The organism is Burkholderia sp. Bp9099, assembly GCF_003857805.1.
In the GTDB taxonomy this organism is placed as follows: domain Bacteria; phylum Pseudomonadota; class Gammaproteobacteria; order Burkholderiales; family Burkholderiaceae; genus Burkholderia.
This window is the reverse complement of record NZ_QTPU01000018.1, coordinates 155,129-174,640: the sequence shown is the minus strand read 5'-3', so window position 1 is coordinate 174,640 and position 19,512 is coordinate 155,129. Positions and strand designations below refer to the sequence as shown.

Here is a 19,512-nt window from a genome sequence, read left to right as displayed (position 1 = left end):
CACGTTCGCGATGTCGACGCCCGTGTTGTCCGACTTCACGCGGACCTTCACGTTGTAATCGACCACTCTTTTCACTGCGACGATTATCTTCATGTATCTTCCGTTCAGTCTTTTCGTAGAATCCGACCAGCATTCAGTACGCCTGCCGGATCCAGCAGGTCCTTGATCGCCTGCATCAACGCAATCTCGTCAGCAGAACGGCTATGGTGCAGAAAGTCTCGCTTCACGACTCCGATGCCGTGCTCGGCAGAGATCGAGCCGCCCACGTCGGCGACTGCCCGGTAGACGAGATCTTCAACGCGATGCAGGTCGTCCGGGCTGTCGTGGGGACCCGAAAGCACGTGAAGATTTCCGTCGCCGATATGGCCGAAGAACAGGTGACGTTGGCGCGCAAACTGCTGCGTCAGCGCTTTGCGCGTCGAATCAACGAACCGCTCCATTGCTGCCATCGGAACGCCAACATCGAAAGCGGCATGCGGCTTGAGGTGCGCCAGCAGTTCGCCTATGGCTTCGCGATAGGCCCAAAGCCGCTGCGCGTCGTCGATCGATTGGGCTACGACGGCATCGGTCGCGAGACCGTGGTCGAACGCATTGGCCAGAAACTCCTCGAGTTGTCGCCGTTCGTCCGCTTCGTCGGTACCGAGCGTCTCCAGCAATGCGTACACCGGCGCGGGGGCATCGAAGGCTGGCCGCAACTTGTGGACTTCGCGAGCGGCGGCCATGAAGTCGTCCCACATGACCTCGAACGCGGAGAGGCCCGGCAGTGTGGCGCGAGCGTCGCGTATGAGCTGCGTTGCGGCGTCAAACGACGGAAGCGCACAGAGCGCAGTGCATGCGCTCGTTGGCAGCGGAGAAAGCTTGAGGACGAGTCTGGTAATCACGCCCAAAGTACCTTCGCTGCCGATGAACAGGTGCTTCAGATCTACGCCTGTTGTGTTTTTCGTGACGCGATTGAGCATGCTGAGCAGACGCCCGTCGGGCAACGCGACTTCGAGGCCAAGCACCATATCGCGCATTGTGCCGAACCGGATCACACGGTTACCACCAGCATTGACAGCGGCGTTGCCGCCGATCTGGCATGAACCGCGAGCGCCGAGATCGAGCGGAAAGTACCAGCCTTGTTCTTCGACGCGTTGCTGCAATTCTTCGAGAACGACGCCAGCCTGCACGGTGGCGGTGCCGCCTACGGTGTCGATTTCCTCGATTGCATCGAGCTTCGATAACGAAAGCGCGATTTCCCCTTCGCGCGGCGTCGCGCCACCGGCGAGACCCGTCAAGCCGCCTTGCACGACAGCACGGCGACGAAAGCGGCTGCAGATCTCAAGTGTCGCCGCCACCTGTTGCGGCGTGCGCGGGAACACGACGATGCTCGGCATGCAATGTGGTGCTTCACTCCAGTCGCCGGCGTGAGCCGACGCGACAGACGAGTCGAGCACGACCGAGCTGTCGCCGAGCGTGCTTTCGAGCGCTGCGACGAATAGGTCGACAGGCTGTTCGATGAATGGAGTCATTGAGTATGTCCGATGTTGAGTTGCCGATCCCGCCCGGCATTGCGCGGCATCGCAGCGACGATGCCGGCCGACAGCAGTAGAAACGCTGCGGTGACGTAAAGCGCGACGCTCGCGCTGCCCGTGCGGTCTACGATCCAACCGATCATGTAAGGGCTGACGAACCCGGCAAGGTTGCCGATCGAATTGACCAGTGCGATGCCAGCGGCCGCAGCAACCCCACCCAGCAACGAAGTTGGAATGCGCCAGAACACAGGCGCAAGGCACTGCAATCCCATGCAGGCAACCGTCAGCGCCACAAGCGAAACCACCTGCTGGCCGCTGTACAGCGCACTCGCGACGAGCCCGAGAGCCGCGGCAGCGCACGGTATGAGATAGTGCCAGCGATGCTCACCGCTTCGATCCGCGCTACGCCCGACCACCAGCATCGCGCCGATGCCGAACGCGTATGGAATTGCCGACAGCAGGCCCACATTCAGCGCAGACGCGACGCCCATGTGTTTGATGATCGACGGAAGCCAGAAACCGAAACCATACTGACCCATCGCGGCACCGAAGTACGCGAACGCCAGCAGCCATACTGCGGGCCGGCGCAACGCTTCGGAAAGCGATACCGTTTGTTTGTTCTTCGACTCTGCTTCGATGTTTGCAATCAGCCGGACGCGCGCTTCGTCGTCCAGCCACTTCGCGTTGCGGATACTGTCGTCGAGATAGAACAATGCAGCGATGCCGACAATCAGCGACGGTACGCTCTCGAGCACAAACAGCCATTGCCACCCGGATAAACCAGCCGCGCCGTGAAACGTCGACAGAATCCATCCTGAGAGAATGCCGCCGCAGACGCCGGCGATCGGAATGGCGGTCATGAATGTTGCGATCACGCGGCTTCGGCGCTTCGCTGGATACCAATATGTCAGGTAGAGGATGATCCCAGGGAAGAAGCCCGCTTCGGCGGCGCCAATCAGGAAGCGGATCACATAGAAGGCCGTCGTCGTGTGCACGAATGCCATGAGGCCCGTCAGCACGGCCCAGGAAATCATGATTCGGGCGATCCAGCGGCGTGCGCCGACCCGATGCATGATCAGATTGCTCGGAACCTCGCATACGAAATACGCGAGAAAAAAGATTCCGGCGCCGAAACCGTAGATCTGCTCGCTCCAGCCCAGCTCCGACACCATCTGCAATTTCGCGAACGCGATGTTGACGCGATCGAGGAACGCGATGACGAAGCACAGACAGAGGAACGGCACAAGCCGCCAGGTAACGATCGAGTAAGCGCGTTCTTCGAGCTGTTCCTCCTGCTCGAGGTGCGCGGTGAATGATTGCGCCACAGTGTGTCTCCTGAGTTGGAATAGTCGGTCTTTGTGGCGAAAGTTTGCGTCGGGCTATTCAATAAGACAAACGATGATTTCTGACCTATTATCGAGAAAAACTGTTCAATGGAGGGCGCATGTCCGGGGCCAGATTCACGCCGAGGCAGCTTGCTGCTTTCCTTGCCGTGGCGGATGTTCGCAACTTTGCGCGAGCTGGCGAGCGCCTGAACTTGTCGCCGTCCGCCGTAAGTCTGCTGATTGCGGAACTCGAAAGCGGTGTGGGCTTTCGCCTGTTCGATCGCACCACGCGTAGCGTGGCACTGTCGCCGGCCGGCCGGGAGTTCGTCGTTCACGCGAAGAGCGTGATGAGGAATATCGAACTGGCTCAGGCCGCGGCGGACGATATACGGAATCGCGCCGCAGGGATCGTTCGGATTGCAGCTCCGCTTGTAATCGCGACGACGATGATGCCCACTGCGATTAAGAGATACGGGCAAACGCATCCCAAGGTGGTGATACGGATTCGGGATGCGGCAGTCGATAACCTTGTAGACATGGTTGCCAACGGAGACGTCGACCTCGGAGTCGGCCCCGATCAGACGGTCGGTGATGACGTGGCGCGTATCGAACTGTTCAAAAGCCCCTGGGTGCTCTGGTGCGCGCCGGACAATCCTCTCTCTAAACGTGGACGGATTACGTGGTCCGACCTGCGAAAGCAGCCGGTTGTCGCGGCGGGTCGAGACTATGAACGTAACGTTTCACTGATGCGCGCAGGCGTCGCTGACGACGAGCGTATCGCGCCTATGGACGTCGTCGACAACATCAGCACCGCTCTTGGGATGGCAGCGGTTGGACTTGCGTTGACGTTGGCGCCGGCGTATGTCGGCCTGCTGGCGCGACCGCTTGGTTTGGTTATGCGCCGGATTGTAGAGCCGGAAGTCATGCGCCAAGTATGCCTTTACCATTCAGCAAGCCGCGCGGTCTCGCCAGCCGCTGAGGGCTTCCGTCAATACCTTGTAGACTCGTTGAGTGGTATGGAGTCGCTTGGAATAGCTGGGCGACGCGTCAAATGTTGATCCAGTGCTGTCGCACGGGTACGGCCGTCCAACGTGCCGATTCGAAATCGGAGCCACGATTTGAATTTGGGAAAATGTCGCGAGCTTCGGTTGTCCGGAATGTATCGATACAAGGTTGATCCGCGCTCGAACAGCCGCTCTTGGATATCACGCAGGCTGAGCTGAAACCTGTTGACCGAACGACAACCCTCCATGCTGTCCCAAAGCAGGATCGGGAAACCGGGATAGGGCCGGCTGCTGATGAGGAGTCGCTGGTCGCGGAGTTCAGCCGCATTCAGGTTCTCCTGGCGATCAGCAAGGACGAAGGCTGTCGATTCGCGGTTGCATGCGCCCTACCTGAGAATCGAAGCTGCGGCCATCCAAGCGTTGCGTTCTCCGCCGTCGCATGTATCATTCGCCCTTCCTCAAGATATTCATCAGTCGCCTACCTCTAAGTGGCTGATAAATATGCATAATTCATAGCCTATGCAAAGTTCCTGAACAAACCGCGCCATGGAAACTTACGACATCGCCGTGATCGGCGCGGGCGCCGCCGGGATGATGAGCGCCGCGGTCGCCGGGCAACTCGGCCGCCGCGTGGTGCTGATCGACCATGCGCCGCGGCTCGCCGAGAAAATCCGCATCTCGGGCGGCGGCCGCTGCAACTTCACGAACCTCCATGCGGGTCCCGACAACTACCTGTCGTCGAATCCGCATTTCGCGCGCTCGGCGCTTGCGCGCTACACGCCGCGCGACTTCCTCGGGCTCCTCAAGCGCCACCACGTGACCTGGCACGAAAAGCACAAGGGGCAGCTCTTTTGCGATCACGGCAGCGACGCGGTCATCGACGTGCTGAAGCATGAATGCGACGCGGGCGGCATCGCCTGGCGCCGGCCGGTGGTCGTCGACGCGGTGCGCCACGCGCCGTCCGACGGCTTCACGCTCGACACGCAGCAGGCGGGGCCGATCCGCGCACGCGCGCTGATCGTCGCCACCGGCGGCCTGTCGATCCCGAAGATCGGTGCCACCGACTTCGGCTACCGGCTCGCGAAGCAGTTCGGCCACAAGCTCGTCGATACGCGGCCCGCGCTCGTGCCGCTCACCTTTGCGTCGCAGGACTGGGAGCCGTTCGCGGCGCTGTCCGGCGTGTCGCTCGAAGTGCGCGTGTCGACCGGCGACAAGAAGCGCGGCGGCGAATTCGTCGAGGACCTGCTGCTGACCCATCGCGGCCTGTCGGGCCCGGGCATCCTGCAGATCTCCAGCTACTGGCAGTCGGGCGACCCGATCCGTATCGACCTGCTGCCGCAGCGCGACGCGGTGGCCGACCTGCTCGACGCGAAGCACACGTCGAAGCGGCAGATCGGCTCGCTGCTCGCGGACTGGGTGCCGTCGCGCCTCGCCCACGTCTGGCTCGACACGCACCGCGTCGCGGCCGACGCGCGGCTCGCGGACCTGCCCGACAAGACGCTGCGCCAGATCGGCGACGCGCTGTCCGGCTGGACGCTGACACCGAACGGCACCGAGGGCTACAAGAAGGCCGAGGTGACGAAAGGGGGCGTCGATACGCGCGAACTGTCGTCGGCGACGATGATGAGCGCGCGGGTGCCGGGGCTGTTCTTCATCGGCGAGGCGGTGGACGTGACGGGCTGGCTCGGCGGTTACAACTTCCAGTGGGCATGGGCGTCCGGCACGGCGGCCGGGCAGGCTGCGGCGGAGTTCTCGCGCGGCGTCTGACACGGCTGCGCGCCCTGCCGTTGACGGGACCCGGCCCTTATGTCTTTGCACGACGCTCTGCTATACTCGTAAGTCTTCCCTGCAAACCTTTATTCGTGTCGGATCATGACGATCATTCGCGTTAAAGAAAACGAGCCGTTCGAAGTCGCCATGCGTCGCTTCAAGCGCACGATCGAGAAGAACGGTCTGCTGACCGAGCTTCGTGCGCGGGAGTTCTACGAAAAGCCGACCGCCGAGCGCAAGCGCAAGAAGGCTGCTGCGGTGAAGCGTCATTACAAGCGGATTCGCAGCCAGACGCTGCCGAAGAAGCTGTACTGAACGATTGAGCGCCGCGCGGTTCGCTGAGCGGCGCACCGGCGACCTCCGCACGATCGGCCTCGTTCCGGGGCCGCGAGTCGCCGATGCCGGATTCGAGCAACCCGCTTGAGACTTAGTCCCAAGCGGGTTTTTGTGTTGACGCCCGTTCGCGGGCGTCGAAGTCACGTTTCCATCCCGGGTGCAAGATGAGTTTGAAAGAGCAGATCAGCGAAGACATGAAGGCCGCGATGCGCGCGAAGGAAAGCGAGCGTCTGGCGACGATTCGCCTGCTGATGGCCGCGATCAAGCAGCGCGAGGTCGATGATCGGGTGACCCTCGACGACGCGGGCATCACCGCGGTGATCGACAAGATGATCAAGCAGCGCAAGGACTCGATCAGCCAGTTCGAGGCCGCCGGCCGCGACGATCTCGTCGCGAAGGAGCAGGCCGAACTGACGGTGCTGGGCGCCTACATGCCCGCGCAGCTGTCGGACGCCGAAGTGGCCGCCGAAGTCCAGGCCGCGGTCGCGGCAACCGGCGCAGCCGGCCCGCAGGACATGGGCAAGGTGATGGGCGTGCTGAAGGGCAAGCTCGCCGGCCGCGCCGACATGACGGCCGTTTCCGCGCAGGTCAAGGCCGCGCTGTCGAAGTAAAACCCGCTTCCCGGCGCGTCGCATGCGCGTGCGCCGGGGCGTCGTATTGTCTTTTTTTCGCTCGATCCCACGGTGATTCCGCATTCGTTCCTGCAGGATTTGCTGAACCGCGTCGATATCGTCGACGTGGTGGGCCGGTACGTGCAGCTCAAGAAGGGCGGCGCCAACTTCATGGGGTTGTGCCCGTTCCATAACGAGAAGAGCCCGTCGTTTACCGTCAGCCCGACCAAGCAGTTCTATCACTGCTTCGGCTGCGGCGCGCACGGCACGGCGATCGGCTTCCTGATGGAGCATGCGGGGCTCACGTTCCCGGAAGCCGTGCAGGAGCTCGCGCAGTCGGTCGGGCTGACCGTGCCGCACGAGCCGTCGATGCGCGGCGGCGGCGGTGGAGGCGGCGGCGACTATCCGGCGCCCGTGTCGAAATCGGTCGCGACCGCGCTGTCCGACGTGATGTCCGCCGCGTGCGACTACTACCGCAAGCAACTGCGTGGCGCGACCGTCGCGATCCAGTACCTGAAGAACCGGGGCCTGACCGGCGAGATCGCCGCGCGCTTCGGGCTCGGCTATGCGCCGGACGGCTGGCAGAACCTCGAAACGGCGTTCCCGGACTATCGCGACGACTCGCTCGTCGAATCGGGGCTCGTGATCGTCAGCGAGAAAACCGACGCGCAGGGTGTGGCGCGACGCTACGACCGGTTCCGCGAGCGGATCATGTTCCCGATCCGCAACGTGAAGGGGCAGGTGATCGGGTTCGGCGGACGCGTGCTCGGCAGCGGCGAGCCGAAGTACCTGAATTCGCCGGAAACGCCGCTGTTCAACAAGGGCAGCGAACTGTACGGGCTGTTCGAGGCGCGCCTCGCGATCCGCGAGCGCAAGTACGTGCTGGTCGTCGAAGGCTACATGGACGTCGTCGCGCTCGCCCAGCTCGGCTTCCCGAACGCGGTCGCGACGCTCGGCACGGCATGCACGCCGATCCACGTACAGAAGTTGCTGCGCCAGACCGACACGGTCATTTTCAGCTTCGACGGCGACTCGGCCGGCCGGCGCGCGGCGCGCCGCGCGCTCGAAGCGTGCCTGCCGCATGCGGCGGACAACCGGACGATCCGATTCCTTTTCCTGCCGGCCGAGCACGATCCGGACAGCTATGTACGCGAATTCGGTGCGGACGCGTTCTCCGAGCAGGTCGAGCGCGCGATGCCGCTGTCGCAATTTCTGTTGAACGAAGCAATCGCGGGCAAGGCGCTCGATCAGCCGGAAGGTCGCGCGAAGGCGCTGTTCGACGCGAAGCCGCTGTTGCAGGCGCTGCCGGCGAACGCGTTGCGCGCGCAGATCATGCACATGTTCGCCGACCGTCTCGATATCCCGTTCGAGGAAGTCGCGGGATTGTCGGACGTCGATGCGCGCATCGCGGCGCCGCCGCGCCAGGCGCCCGCGCGCAGCGAGCGGCGGCGCGTGACGGACAGCGAAAAGCGCGCGTTGCGCACGCTCGTGATGCATCCGCGGATCGCGTCGCAGCTCGACGACGAACAGCTTGCGACCCTGCGCGCGCTGCCGCGGATCGGCGAGCTGTTCGCCGAAGTCGTCGAGCATGCGCGTGCGCTGGGTGACGGCGCGGAGTTCCGGCTGCTGTCCGATGTCCTGCGGACCTCCTCGAACGGCGCGACTTACGAGGAAATCTTCCGCGAAATTCTGGACTATGATGAAAACGTCCGCGATTTGCTGTTACAGAATCCGGAAGACGAGACGGTGCCCGAGCGGCAGCGTGAACAGGAACGGATCGCGGGGGAGGAACTGCAGGCCGCGGTGCTCAAGATGCGCTATGACGCCTGCTGCGACCGGCTCGATCGGCTGGCGCGGCAATCGACCTTCACACCCGAGGAACTGGCCGAATTGACGGAATTGAACCAGCAGCGAACCGATATGAAACGTCGGCTCGGGCTGTAGGCGGCCGGGGCGCTGAGAGAGGGCGCCCCAGCGTGCTATAATATAAGGTTTCCAGCGGTTTGTTTTCTAAGCAGAGGCGAGATTCGCGATGGCAAAGACGACAGGCGGAAAGAAAGCAACAGGCAAGGGCTCGACGGAGCCGACCACCAAGGTCACAGCGGCCAAGTCTGCTTCTTCCACCAGGACAACGTCTTCAGCCACGTCAGCCCCTGCAGGAAAGAAAACCGCGGCCGGCACTGCTCAGGCTGCGCCGGCGCCGGCAGCCAGAACACGGGCTGCCGCCAGACCCGACTCCGGGCCGGCCCAGCCGGCGGCGAAGCGGGCAAGTGCGAAAAGCGCAAGGGACACGACTGCCGCCGCGGACGAAACGGCAGTACGTACTACTCATGCACCTACGGTTCAACCGGCTGTCGTCCAGCAGCCGCGAGTCGATATAGCCGGTACGGCGAACTCCATGACCAAAAAGCTGAACGAAGTATCCGTCGATGACGACGCAAATCAGAGCGACGAGCAGCCCGCAGCCGCGGCTGCCCCGGGCAAATCCAAGGTGCGCGATCGTCGCGCCAAGGAAAAGGCGCTGCTGAAGGAAGCGTTCGCGACGAGCACGCCCGGCACGGCCGAGGAGCTCGAAGAGCGCCGCGTGAAACTGCGCGCGCTGATCAAGCTCGGCAAGGAGCGCGGCTTCCTCACGTATGCCGAAATCAACGACCATCTGCCGGACAACTTCACCGAGACCGAAGCCCTCGAAGGCATCATCGGCACGTTCAACGACATGGGCGTGGCGGTTTACGAGCAGGCTCCGGACGCGGAAACGCTGCTCCTGAACGACAACGCGCCGGCCGCGTCGTCGGACGATGAAGTCGAGGAAGAAGCGGAAGTCGCGCTGTCGACCGTCGATTCGGAATTCGGCCGCACGACCGATCCGGTCCGGATGTACATGCGCGAGATGGGCACGGTCGAGCTGCTCACGCGCGAAGGCGAAATCGAGATCGCGAAGCGGATCGAGGACGGCCTGCGCCACATGGTGATGGCGATTTCCGCGTGCCCGACGACGATCGCCGACATCCTCGCGATGGCCGAGCGCGTCGCGAACGAAGAGATCCGCGTCGACGAGCTCGTCGACGGCCTGCTCGATCCGAATGCTTCGGACTCCGCCGATACGGACGGTTTCTCCGCGAAGGAAGCGGAAGCGATCGAGAACGAGGACGAGGAAGCCGAAGAGGAAGAGGAAGAAGAGGAAGAGGAGGAAGACGACGGTGCCGCTCAGGCGTCGGCCAATGCCGCCCAGCTCGAAGCCCTCAAGCGTGCCTCGCTCGACAAGTTCTCGCAGATCAGCGAGTGGTTCGACAAGATGCGCCGCGCGTTCGAGAAGGAAGGCTACAAGTCGAAGTCCTACCTGAAGGCGCAGGAAACGATCCAGACCGAACTGATGACGATCCGCTTCACCGCGCGTACCGTCGAGCGTCTGTGCGACACGCTGCGTGCGCAAGTGGACGAAGTGCGTCAGGTCGAGCGTCAGATCCTGCACATCGTCGTCGACAAGTGCGGCATGCCGCGTTCGGAATTCATCGCGCGCTTCCCCGGCAGCGAGACGGATCTCGACTGGGCCGAGAAGATCGCGGCCGAAGGCCATGCGTACAGCGCGGTCCTGTCGCGTAACGTTCCGGCGATCCGCGAGCAGCAGCAGCGTCTGATCGACCTGCAGGCGCGCGTCGTGCTGCCGCTGAAGGACCTGAAGGAAACCAACCGCCAGATGGCGGCCGGCGAACTGAAGGCGCGTCAGGCGAAGCGTGAAATGACCGAGGCGAACCTGCGTCTCGTGATCTCGATCGCGAAGAAGTACACGAACCGCGGCCTGCAGTTCCTCGACCTGATCCAGGAAGGCAACATCGGCCTGATGAAGGCGGTGGACAAGTTCGAATACCGTCGCGGCTACAAGTTCTCGACCTATGCGACGTGGTGGATCCGCCAGGCCATTACGCGTTCGATCGCGGACCAGGCGCGCACGATCCGTATTCCGGTTCACATGATCGAAACGATCAACAAGATGAACCGCATCTCGCGGCAGATCCTGCAGGAAACCGGTCTCGAGCCGGATCCGGCAACGCTCGCCGAGAAGATGGAGATGCCGGAAGACAAGATCCGCAAGATCATGAAGATCGCGAAGGAGCCGATCTCGATGGAAACGCCGATCGGTGACGACGACGATTCCCATCTCGGCGACTTCATCGAGGACAACAACACGGTCGCGCCGGCGGATGCCGCGCTGCATGCCAGCATGCGCGACGTCGTGAAGGACGTGCTCGATTCGCTGACGCCGCGTGAGGCGAAGGTTCTGCGGATGCGCTTCGGTATCGAGATGAGCACCGATCACACGCTCGAGGAAGTCGGCAAGCAGTTCGACGTTACCCGCGAGCGGATCCGTCAGATCGAGGCCAAGGCGCTGCGCAAGCTGCGTCACCCGAGCCGTTCCGACAAGCTGAAGTCGTTCCTCGAAGGGAACTGATTTCCAGCGTCTCACTTGCGAACGCCGCCGGTATCCGCGTGATGCCGGTGGCGTTTGTCCTCTTTAGCGGCTTTGTTGTTACAATGCCGGCCCGGCTTCGTTGCCGGGGTGGCGTGTAGCACAGGTTGCTTCCCGTCTGGGCCCCTAGCTCATGCTTGGTTAGAGCAGCGAACTCATAATTCGTTGGTGCCGGGTTCGACTCCCGGGGGGCCCACCAGATTCGCTTTGTTCGAGAGTTTCCACGCGGTGCAACCGACCGCGATTGGACGCGAAAAGCCGGCCCGGTGGGCCGGCTTTTTCGTTTCTGGGCTTCAACGCGTCGGATCCGGGCAATCCATGGCTCCGGACTACCCGAACGGGTAGGGACCGTTCGTGTTCCCCATCCCTAAACTGCCTTCCCGAAGATTTCGCGGCGAGCGATCGCTTGTCTGCGTATTCGACGACAGACCGGTGCGCATCGAAGCCGACCATCGGCATACGCAGGCGAGCTCGACGCACTCGCTACCACCTATAATCCGAGCAAGCGCGCCTTCTTGTACGGCACGGTCGCACACGTGGACAACAGCAAGAACGGTAAATTCCCGGTGTTTGCGACGGCTCGCGATTCCAGCTTCCAGCTCGCCGACCCGTCCGAACATGGACGAAGGGCAAACCGGCGCGTACGTCGGGATGATGCACGTCTTCTAAAGCAACAGGCCGTTTCGCGGAGCGTTTTCCGCACAGCCGGCCACTGCGGGCACAGCGCAGTGGCTGGACGACTCGCCGGTGTTCGCGCGGGCGAGCCTCGCCACAGGCATCGCTTGACAAGCGATGCTGGCGCCGTCCTCAAAAGAAGGTTGAGATCATCATGACCAGATCAAGCGAATCATCATCGCCGGGGTTCATCGGCGTCGTAACGCTCCTGTTTATCGCGCTTACATCGCTCTTTCTGCTGATAGGCGGCGCGTACCTGCTCTCGCTCGGTGGCTCGGCATATTACGTCGTGACCGGCGTCGTGCTGCTGGCAGTGACGTGGCTGCTGTATCGCCGCAGTCCCACTGCGCTCGTGCTCTACGCGCTCGTGCTCGGGGGCACTGCCATCTGGTCGCTGTGGGAGTCGGGTCCCGACTTCTGGGCGCTCGCGCCGCGCTCGGGGGTGCTCGTCGTGTTCGGCGTGTGGTTGCTGCTGCTCGTGAGCTGGCGTCTCGACGCGCCACGCAAGCTCGGCGTGCAGTCGCTCGTCGGCGCGCTGGTGATCTGGGCGGGCGTGCTCGTGTACGCCTGCTTCAACGATCCGCAGACGGTCAATGGCACGATGGCTTCGTCTGTCGGTTCGCCCGCCGCGAACGCCAACGGCATCGACACCTCGGACTGGCCCGCGTACGGCCGCACTCAGGAAGGCACGCGCTACGCGCCGCTGCAGCAGATCACGCGGGACAACGTGAAGAACCTGCAGGTGGCCTGGACGTTCCGCACGAACGACATGAAAGGCCCGAACGATCCGGGTGAAATCACCGACGAAGTCACGCCTATCAAGATCGGCAATCTGCTCTACCTGTGCTCGCCGCACCAGAAGCTCTTCGCGCTCGACGCGCAGAGCGGCGCGCTCAAGTGGACCTTCGATCCGAAGCTCAAGACCGATCCGTCGTTCCAGCACGTGACTTGCCGCGGCGTGTCGTATGTCGATCTGACGGCGAGCGCCGATGTATCGGCAACGGCTGTTCCGGCTAGCGACGCTGCTGCTTCGGCGCCGCAGGCCGCCGCACCGGCAAGCGACGCAGCCGTATCGGCTACGGGGGCGTGCTCGCGCCGTATCTACCTGCCGGTCAACGACGGCCACCTGTACGCGCTCGACGCACTGACAGGCGAGCGCTGCGCGGGCTTCGGCAGCAATGGCGACCTCGATCTCCAGCATGCCATGCCGGTCACCACGCCGGGTATGTACGAGCCCACTTCGCCGCCGGTCGTCACCAGCAAGGTGATCGTCGTAGCGGGCGCGGTGGAAGACAACTTCTCGAATCGGGAACCGTCGGGCGTGATCCGTGGTTACGACGTGCGCACGGGCCAGCTCATGTGGGCGTTCGATCCGGGCGCGAGTGATCCGAACCATATCCCGGGCCCGGACGAGCACTACACCTGGAACTCGCCGAACTCATGGGCGCCCGCCGCCTACGACGCGAAGCTCGACATCGTCTATCTGCCGATGGGCGTGCGTACGCCGGACATTTGGGGCGGCGACCGTACGCCGGAGATGGAGCGATACGCAAGCGGCCTGCTCGCGCTGCACGCGTCGACGGGCAAGCTGGCCTGGTTCTACCAGACCGCTCACCATGATCTGTGGGACATGGACATGCCGTCGCAGCCGACGCTCGCCGACATCACGACCAAGGACGGCAAGACCGTGCCGGTCGTGTACGGGCCGGCCAAGACCGGCAACCTGTTCGTGCTCGACCGCCGCACCGGCGAAACCGTCGTGCCGGCTCCGGAACTGCCGGTGCCGCAAGGCGCCGCGCCTGGCGACCGTACTTCGCCGACGCAGCCGTTCTCCGAACTCACGTTCCGTCCGAAGAACCTGCTCACGGACAAGGACATGTGGGGCGCGACGATGTACGACCAATTGGTCTGCCGCGTGATGTTCCACAAGCTGCGGTATGAAGGCACCTTCACGCCGCCGTCGCTGCAAGGCACGCTGGTGTTCCCGGGCAACCTGGGCATGTTCGAGTGGGGCGGCATTGCGCTCGACACCGATCGTCAGATCGCCATCGCCAACCCGATTGCGCTGCCGTTCGTGTCGCGTCTGATCCCACGCGGTCCGGGCAACCCGATCGAACCGGCATCGGGTGCCAAGGGGAGCGGTACGGAATCGGGTATCCAGCCGCAGTACGGCGTGCCGTTTGGCGTGACGCTGAACCCGTTCCTCTCGCCGCTTGGCCTGCCCTGCAAGCAACCGGCATGGGGCTACATCGCCGGTATCGATCTTAAGACCAACGAGATCGTCTGGAAGAAGCGTATCGGCACGGTGCGTGACAGCTCGCCGATCCCGCTGCCGTTCAAGATGGGGATGCCGATGCTGGGCGGCCCGATGATCACTGCCGGTGGTGTGGCGTTCATCGGCGCAACGGCGGACAACTACATCCGCGCGTTCGACGTGAACGACGGCAAGCAACTCTGGGAAGCCCGCCTGCCGGCAGGCGGCCAGGCCACGCCGATGAGCTACTCGATCAACGGCAAGCAGTACGTCGTGATCGCCGCAGGCGGCCACGGCTCCTTCGGCACGAAGCTCGGCGATTACGTGATCGCTTACGCGCTGCCGAACTAACACGCGTTGCTGTTCGCACGGAGCGCCGGACAGAGGTATCGCTGCGCACGGTCCGATCCCCGAAACGGCATGCGTGGCATGCCGCTTTTTTTCCCGCTTTCTGGCGACTCTTTGGCCTTCGGCAAAATCTCGAAACCCGCGACGCCGCAAGGCCTCGCGGGTTTTTCTTTTGCGCGCCGCCTGAACGTGGCGAACGTGTCGAACGTGTTCACGTCCGTGTCGCATGTCGTATCGCCGCCACCGGGAAACACGGAGCGCGTGCCGTCCCGATGTCAATCGAAGTATGCTGTGGCGCGACCGGCGCGCGCGCTCGGGATTCGTCCAGCGCGCGGACCGGGGATCCGCGCCGCGCCCCGTCCGGCAGCCAGAACAAACACAAACAGACTTCGCCCGACCGTGGGGTGGCCATCATGATCATGTTGCGTTCGTGGAGTGCGATTCTCTCGTTGCTGATGCTTGCCGCGTGCGCCAGCCTGCCGCCGCAGGCTGATCGTGCGCCGACGCATGCGTTCTCCGATACCGAGAACACGCGCCTCGGCGCGGCGTTCCGCCAGCAGGCCGCCGCCCATCCCGGGCAGGATGCGTTTCATCTGCTGCGCGACCCGGTCGATGCGCTCGATGCGCGCGTGCTGCTCGCCGATCGCGCGGACCGCTCGCTGGACCTTCAGTACTACATCTGGCACGACGACCTGACCGGACACGAGCTCGCGGATGCGATCATCCGCGCGGCCGATCGCGGGGTCCGCGTGCGCGCGCTGCTCGACGATCTCGGGACGAACGCGGACGACCGCAAGCTGCTCGAGATCAGCTCGCATCCGAACATCGAGATCCGGCTCTTCAATCCGGTCGCCACGCGCCACTTCAAGAAGATCGGCACGGTGCTCGAGTTCTCGCGGGTCAACCGGCGCATGCACAACAAGGCGATGATCGCGGACAACCAGGCGGCGATCGTCGGCGGCCGCAATATCGGCGACGAGTACTTCGGCGCGTCGTCGATGCTGGAGTTCGGCGATCTCGACGTGGTCGTGCACGGCCCGGTCGTGAACGACATCTCGACCGAATTCGATACGTTCTGGAATTCGCCGTATGCATATCCGGTCGATGCGCTGGTCGGGCACGACGCGGCGCCCGGCGGCCTCGACCGGGAGCGCGAACGGCTGCGCGATTACCTGCGCGCGATGGAGGACAATCCGTACGTGCTCGAAGCGCGGCAACGGCTCGACCAGATCGTGCACGGGCAGGGGACCGAGCTGTCGTGGGGGCAGGCGACGGTCCTGTACGACGATCCGGCGAAGATCGCACGCTCGCCGAAGGACAGCAACGGGCACCTGATGCCGCAACTGCGCGCACTCGCGCTGCGGCCCGAGCAGGAGCTGCTGATCGTGTCGCCGTACTTCGTGCCGGGCAAGGACATGGTCGAACGGCTGCGTGCGCTCACGGCGCGCGGCGTCCGAGTGACGATCCTGACCAACTCGCTCGCATCGACCGACGTCGCGGCCGTGCATGCCGGCTACAGGCGCTATCGGCGCGATCTCGTCGAAGCCGGCGTGCGGCTTTACGAGCGACGCCCGTCCGGCGACAAGAGCATCTCGAAGCAGGTCATCATCGGCTCGTCGCGCGCATCGCTGCATGCGAAGACGTATGTGTTCGATCGCAAGAGCATCTTCATCGGGTCGATGAATCTCGACCCGCGCTCGCTGAACCTCAATACCGAGATCGGCGTTTACTGCGAGAGCCCGGCGATTGCATCCGAAGTCGCGATGGATCTGGAGCCGCGGCTCGATCGAATCGCGTGGCGCATCGAGTTGCGGACCGATCCGGCCGGGAAAGGGCGCCTCAAGTGGATTCAGACCGACGCGGACGGGAAGGTGACCGAACTCGATCACGAACCGGAAGTGTCGGCGGCGCGGCGCATGGAAGTGTGGTTTCTCGGCTTGTTTCCGATCGAATCGCAGCTGTGATTTCGCCTGCGCGCGACAGCCGCGGGCGACGTGTGCCGACGGTCGTCGTCGATCGGGACGCGCCGCATGCACAGCCGCCGACACGGTTCCGGGTGCGCGCAACGACATGCACCCGGAACCGCACCTCATCGCACGATCAGCGCGCGATCAGCGCGCGAAATCCGCCGTGCTCTGGATGAACGCGTTCAGCTTCGAGATGTTCACGCTGCCGAAGCCCGTCGTCGCATCCCAGCCGGCCTTCGCCTTGTAGCCGTACGTGCCGCTGCCGTTGTTGCCGGACGTCACGTCGTGCAGCAGCGCCGCATTGCTCGGAAAGTACTTGTAGATGCTCGACGCCGGGAACCCGAGCGCGTTGTTGTTCGCCGATTGCAGCCGCGCCCAGATGCCGGTGAAGATCGGCGCGGCGAGGCTCGTGCCACCTTCGTTGTTCAGGTAGCCCGAGCCCCACAGCGTGTCGGACGTCTGGCCGTTCACCACGAGGATCGCGCCGGTGCGCAGGTCGGCGTCGAAGCCGACGTCCGGTAGCGCGCGCTTGGTCGACCCGGTGAGGCTCGACGATTGCCACGTCGGCGCAGCTTCGTACTTGCTGTAGCCGCCGCCCGTCGACCACACGGTGCCCGGCTGCCAGCTCGGATCGTTCCAGACGATTTCGCTGTTGTACGCATTGGTCGACGTGGTGGTGAACAGCGTCGTGCCGCCCACCGCGATTACGTACGGCGACGTCGCGGGCTCGCTCACGGTGTAGGTCGAGCGCGACGGCGTGCCGCTCGCGCATTCGTACGCGCCGTGGTCACCGGCCGACACGGAGAAGGTTTGCCCCTGCGCGACGGCCTGCTTGAAGATCGTGTCGTCGGTCGCCTGCGAGCCGGTGCTGTACGAGGACGATTCGCACACGCCGAGCGACACGTTGATGACTTTCGCGACATTGTCGCTCACCGCCTTGTTGTACGCGGCGGTGATCGCCGTGAGCGTCATCGAGGGTGCCACGTAGAACACGACCTGCTTCACGCTGCCGCCGGCGGCGCCGACGATCGACTGGCTGTCGAGGTTCCATTCGACGGTGCCGGATGTATCGGTGTACGAACTGCCTGACGGACCCGTCGGCACGACGCTGCTGCTGATCGTGCCGAGACCGTTGTTCGCGGCGAACGTGTTGAGGTCGCTGACGGTCTGCGACAGGTCGCCTTCGGCGATGATGCCGACCGTGGTCTGCGAGGCCGTCGGCGTGCCGTCGCCGCCGTAGAGCGACGAGAATTCCGTCGGGTTGTGCGGCACCGCGGATGCGCCCGCGGGGATCGTCAGGTTGCTGGTGTTGCCTTGCGGCTTGCTGCCCGCGCCGGTGTGCATGAGTTCGACGTTCTGCAGGCCCAGCACCGCGCCGACGATGCCGCCGATCGCGTTCGGCACCTGCGCGGCATCGGTGTTCGCGTAGACGCTGCGGCCGTTGCGCGTGAAGCGCTTGAGCGTCGTGCGGAACGCCGACTTGATCGTTGCCGCGGTGCCGGAGGCGGACACGAGCAGGCGGTTCGGCGCAACCACGATGTTGACGAAGCCGGCCTGGCGCAGGTGCGCGACGACGGAGGCGACCTGCCGGTCGGTCGGCGCGTACTGCGCGGCGAACTGCGCCGGCGTGAGGAACTGCTTGTAGTGCGGCGAGCCGGGCGTATGCAGGTCGTGCAGGTACTGGTCGAGTTGCGCTTCGTTGCGCAGGTTCAGCCCGAGCACGATGTCGACCGATTCGCCGGGCGCCATCTCGGTGGCAGCCGCGGCAGCGGCGGCGGTGCTGGCCGCCGGCGCGCCGGCGGTACTGCTGCTTTCACCTTGCTGGACGAGCGGCAGGAAGCCCTTGGTGCGCGTTTCCGTCCAGCCGGCGGCCGGTGCGGCATGGACACTCGCCATGCCGAACGAAGCGGCTGCCGCGGCGGCGAAGGCGAGCTTGACGAAGCGGATGTGCTTTTGTTTCTTGTCTGCAACCTGATTCATGTTGAATTACCCCTCCGGTTGAACATCGAACGGCACGAACAACGACGGTCGACAGCGGCGCGGATCGTGCGCCGCCGATATCCGCCGCGCTCGCGCGGATGGCGCGGACGCGACGGGGCCTTTCGCCCGATCCGCAGGGGTGGTGATCCTCCGGGGGCGAAATGCTGGAATGCTCGGCAATGGAGGCGCTGCGCCGCGATGCAGGGCGGCCGCGCCAGCGGGTTTGATGCAGGCGGGATGACTAGAGCAACAGTTTCGGTATCCTGCTCATTCGGTTCGGTCCTTCGGCCTGCTGCCGGACGGCAGCTGCCCAATCAATTGCATCGGGATGTTGCATGCGCCAACGGAAGAAGAGGCGGTCGGCGGCGAGAACGTCGGTGCGGCGCAAGCGCAATGCGTCGAGCGGAATCGATTGCGTGATGGACAATTCGTCAGATTGCTTGAATCGGACGGTATCAAGAACGAAAGTTCGGTGTCAAACTTTTTCTGATTATATGAAACAAAATTAAATTGAATAAGATGAAATGATTTTGAAAAGTTTCGGGGTATTTTGTAATTTTCAAAGACACTGTCGGATGTAATGACGGATCGGCGCGCCGGATAATTGACGATTCCATTCGTAATGAGCGAATAGTTGTGGAGGAAACATTCGAGCCGCAGACGCCGGCTGCTCCGGTCACGCGTCGCGCAGCGCGCTCGCCGGCGAATGCGTAACGCAATCCGGTCTGCCATCCGCACGGAAACTTCAACGGCGCTCCCGTCGCCGAAGCTCGAGCTTCGGCGTGTCGTGCCGCTCGACGGCCTGCAGGTCGTCGACGAGCCGGAACAGGCCGTCGATACAGTGCAGCAGGCGTTCGTCCGGCGCGTCGCCGCTTGCCGACGCAAGTGTCTTGATCTCGTCGAGCCGCGTTTCGAGTTCCGCAAGCGGGGCGCGCACGATGCAGTCCGCATCGGCGGGCGAGGTCGTTTCGAAGGCAGTTGCGTGCTTGAGGCGAGCGGTCATGGCATTGAAGTCCTCGATGAATTGCGACATGGCGCTCGGGCAACCGTCGCGGTAAACCGCGCGCATCGAAAGATCGTCGGCGACGATCCGGCCGGCAGCGTGCGCGGCGGTGAGCGGGATGCCGGCGCGACGCCGGCCGCGCCGGCGAACGCAGCGAAGCGCGTTCGGCGCGCGAAGAAAACCGCCGCGCGTTGAGCGCGGCTATCCGTCGTTCGTTGGCGCGCGCACGGCGCGACCGGCGGTGGTCGCGCCAGCGG

General features: G+C 63.9%; 13 protein-coding genes, 1 tRNA gene and 1 pseudogene. 10 read left to right on the top strand and 5 right to left on the bottom strand.

The window, feature by feature from the left end:
• The 3 genes and pseudogenes from DIE17_RS22180 to DIE17_RS22170 all read right to left on the bottom strand — a co-directional run.
• Window positions 1-93, bottom strand: a pseudogene (locus tag DIE17_RS22180) (electron transfer flavoprotein subunit beta/FixA family protein); the annotation flags it as partial.
• A gap of 11 nt (window positions 94-104) precedes the next feature.
• Entirely contained in the window at window positions 105-1,511 is a 1,407-nt protein-coding gene (locus tag DIE17_RS22175) for an FAD-binding oxidoreductase (RefSeq protein WP_124921305.1), read from the bottom strand.
• Complete coding sequence (locus DIE17_RS22170; RefSeq protein WP_124921304.1) at window positions 1,508-2,839, bottom strand: MFS transporter; 1,332 nt, start codon at window positions 2,837-2,839, stop codon at window positions 1,508-1,510. The genes DIE17_RS22175 and DIE17_RS22170 overlap by 4 nt, the downstream gene beginning before the upstream one ends.
• Before the next feature lie 119 nt (window positions 2,840-2,958).
• Between DIE17_RS22170 and DIE17_RS22165 the strand changes: the two genes are divergently transcribed.
• The 9 genes from DIE17_RS22165 to DIE17_RS22120 all read left to right on the top strand — a co-directional run bounded on the left by DIE17_RS22165 (window position 2,959) and on the right by DIE17_RS22120 (window position 16,269).
• Window positions 2,959-3,897, top strand: coding sequence for a LysR family transcriptional regulator (locus tag DIE17_RS22165; protein ID WP_124521942.1), 939 nt, complete (start codon window positions 2,959-2,961; stop codon window positions 3,895-3,897).
• A gap of 492 nt (window positions 3,898-4,389) precedes the next feature.
• Window positions 4,390-5,610 carry an NAD(P)/FAD-dependent oxidoreductase gene (locus DIE17_RS22160; RefSeq protein WP_124921303.1) on the top strand — a complete coding sequence of 407 codons (1,221 nt, stop codon included), beginning with the start codon at window positions 4,390-4,392 and terminating at the stop codon, window positions 5,608-5,610.
• A gap of 105 nt (window positions 5,611-5,715) precedes the next feature.
• On the top strand, window positions 5,716-5,928 hold the full coding sequence (gene rpsU / locus DIE17_RS22155; RefSeq protein WP_006479415.1) for a 30S ribosomal protein S21: 213 nt from the start codon (window positions 5,716-5,718) through the stop codon (window positions 5,926-5,928).
• A 185-nt stretch (window positions 5,929-6,113) separates the two neighbouring features.
• The gene (locus tag DIE17_RS22150) at window positions 6,114-6,560 is read left to right on the top strand and encodes a GatB/YqeY domain-containing protein (protein ID WP_059524656.1); all 447 of its coding nucleotides are present in this window, start codon (window positions 6,114-6,116) and stop codon (window positions 6,558-6,560) included.
• Between the two features lie 72 nt (window positions 6,561-6,632).
• Window positions 6,633-8,504: a DNA primase gene (gene dnaG / locus DIE17_RS22145; RefSeq protein WP_124486423.1), complete on the top strand. Its 1,872-nt coding sequence runs from the start codon at window positions 6,633-6,635 to the stop codon at window positions 8,502-8,504.
• Window positions 8,505-8,592: 88 nt separating this feature from the next.
• Window positions 8,593-11,010, top strand: a complete 2,418-nt coding sequence (gene rpoD, locus DIE17_RS22140) for an RNA polymerase sigma factor RpoD (protein WP_124486422.1) — start codon at window positions 8,593-8,595, stop codon at window positions 11,008-11,010.
• Between the two features lie 138 nt (window positions 11,011-11,148).
• Window positions 11,149-11,227, top strand: a tRNA-Ile gene (locus tag DIE17_RS22135).
• A gap of 630 nt (window positions 11,228-11,857) precedes the next feature.
• Window positions 11,858-14,308: a glucose/quinate/shikimate family membrane-bound PQQ-dependent dehydrogenase gene (locus DIE17_RS22130; RefSeq protein WP_124521940.1), complete on the top strand. Its 2,451-nt coding sequence runs from the start codon at window positions 11,858-11,860 to the stop codon at window positions 14,306-14,308.
• A 410-nt stretch (window positions 14,309-14,718) separates the two neighbouring features.
• Window positions 14,719-16,269, top strand: coding sequence for a phospholipase D family protein (locus DIE17_RS22120; RefSeq protein ID WP_124921302.1), 1,551 nt, complete (start codon window positions 14,719-14,721; stop codon window positions 16,267-16,269).
• 147 nt (window positions 16,270-16,416) lie between these two features.
• On the opposite strand, the gene DIE17_RS22115 is transcribed toward DIE17_RS22120, so the two are convergent.
• Window positions 16,417-18,252 carry a protease pro-enzyme activation domain-containing protein gene (locus tag DIE17_RS22115; protein WP_124486419.1) on the bottom strand — a complete coding sequence of 612 codons (1,836 nt, stop codon included), beginning with the start codon at window positions 18,250-18,252 and terminating at the stop codon, window positions 16,417-16,419.
• A 241-nt stretch (window positions 18,253-18,493) separates the two neighbouring features.
• Entirely contained in the window at window positions 18,494-18,679 is a 186-nt protein-coding gene (locus DIE17_RS22110) for a hypothetical protein (protein WP_124486418.1), read from the bottom strand.
• A gap of 360 nt (window positions 18,680-19,039) precedes the next feature.
• Here DIE17_RS22110 and DIE17_RS22105 point away from each other — a divergent pair, with 360 nt between their 5' ends.
• Window positions 19,040-19,450 (top strand): hypothetical protein, encoded by a 411-nt coding sequence (locus tag DIE17_RS22105; protein ID WP_124921301.1) that lies wholly within the window; start codon window positions 19,040-19,042, stop codon window positions 19,448-19,450.
• Window positions 19,451-19,512: the final 62 nt, after the last annotated feature.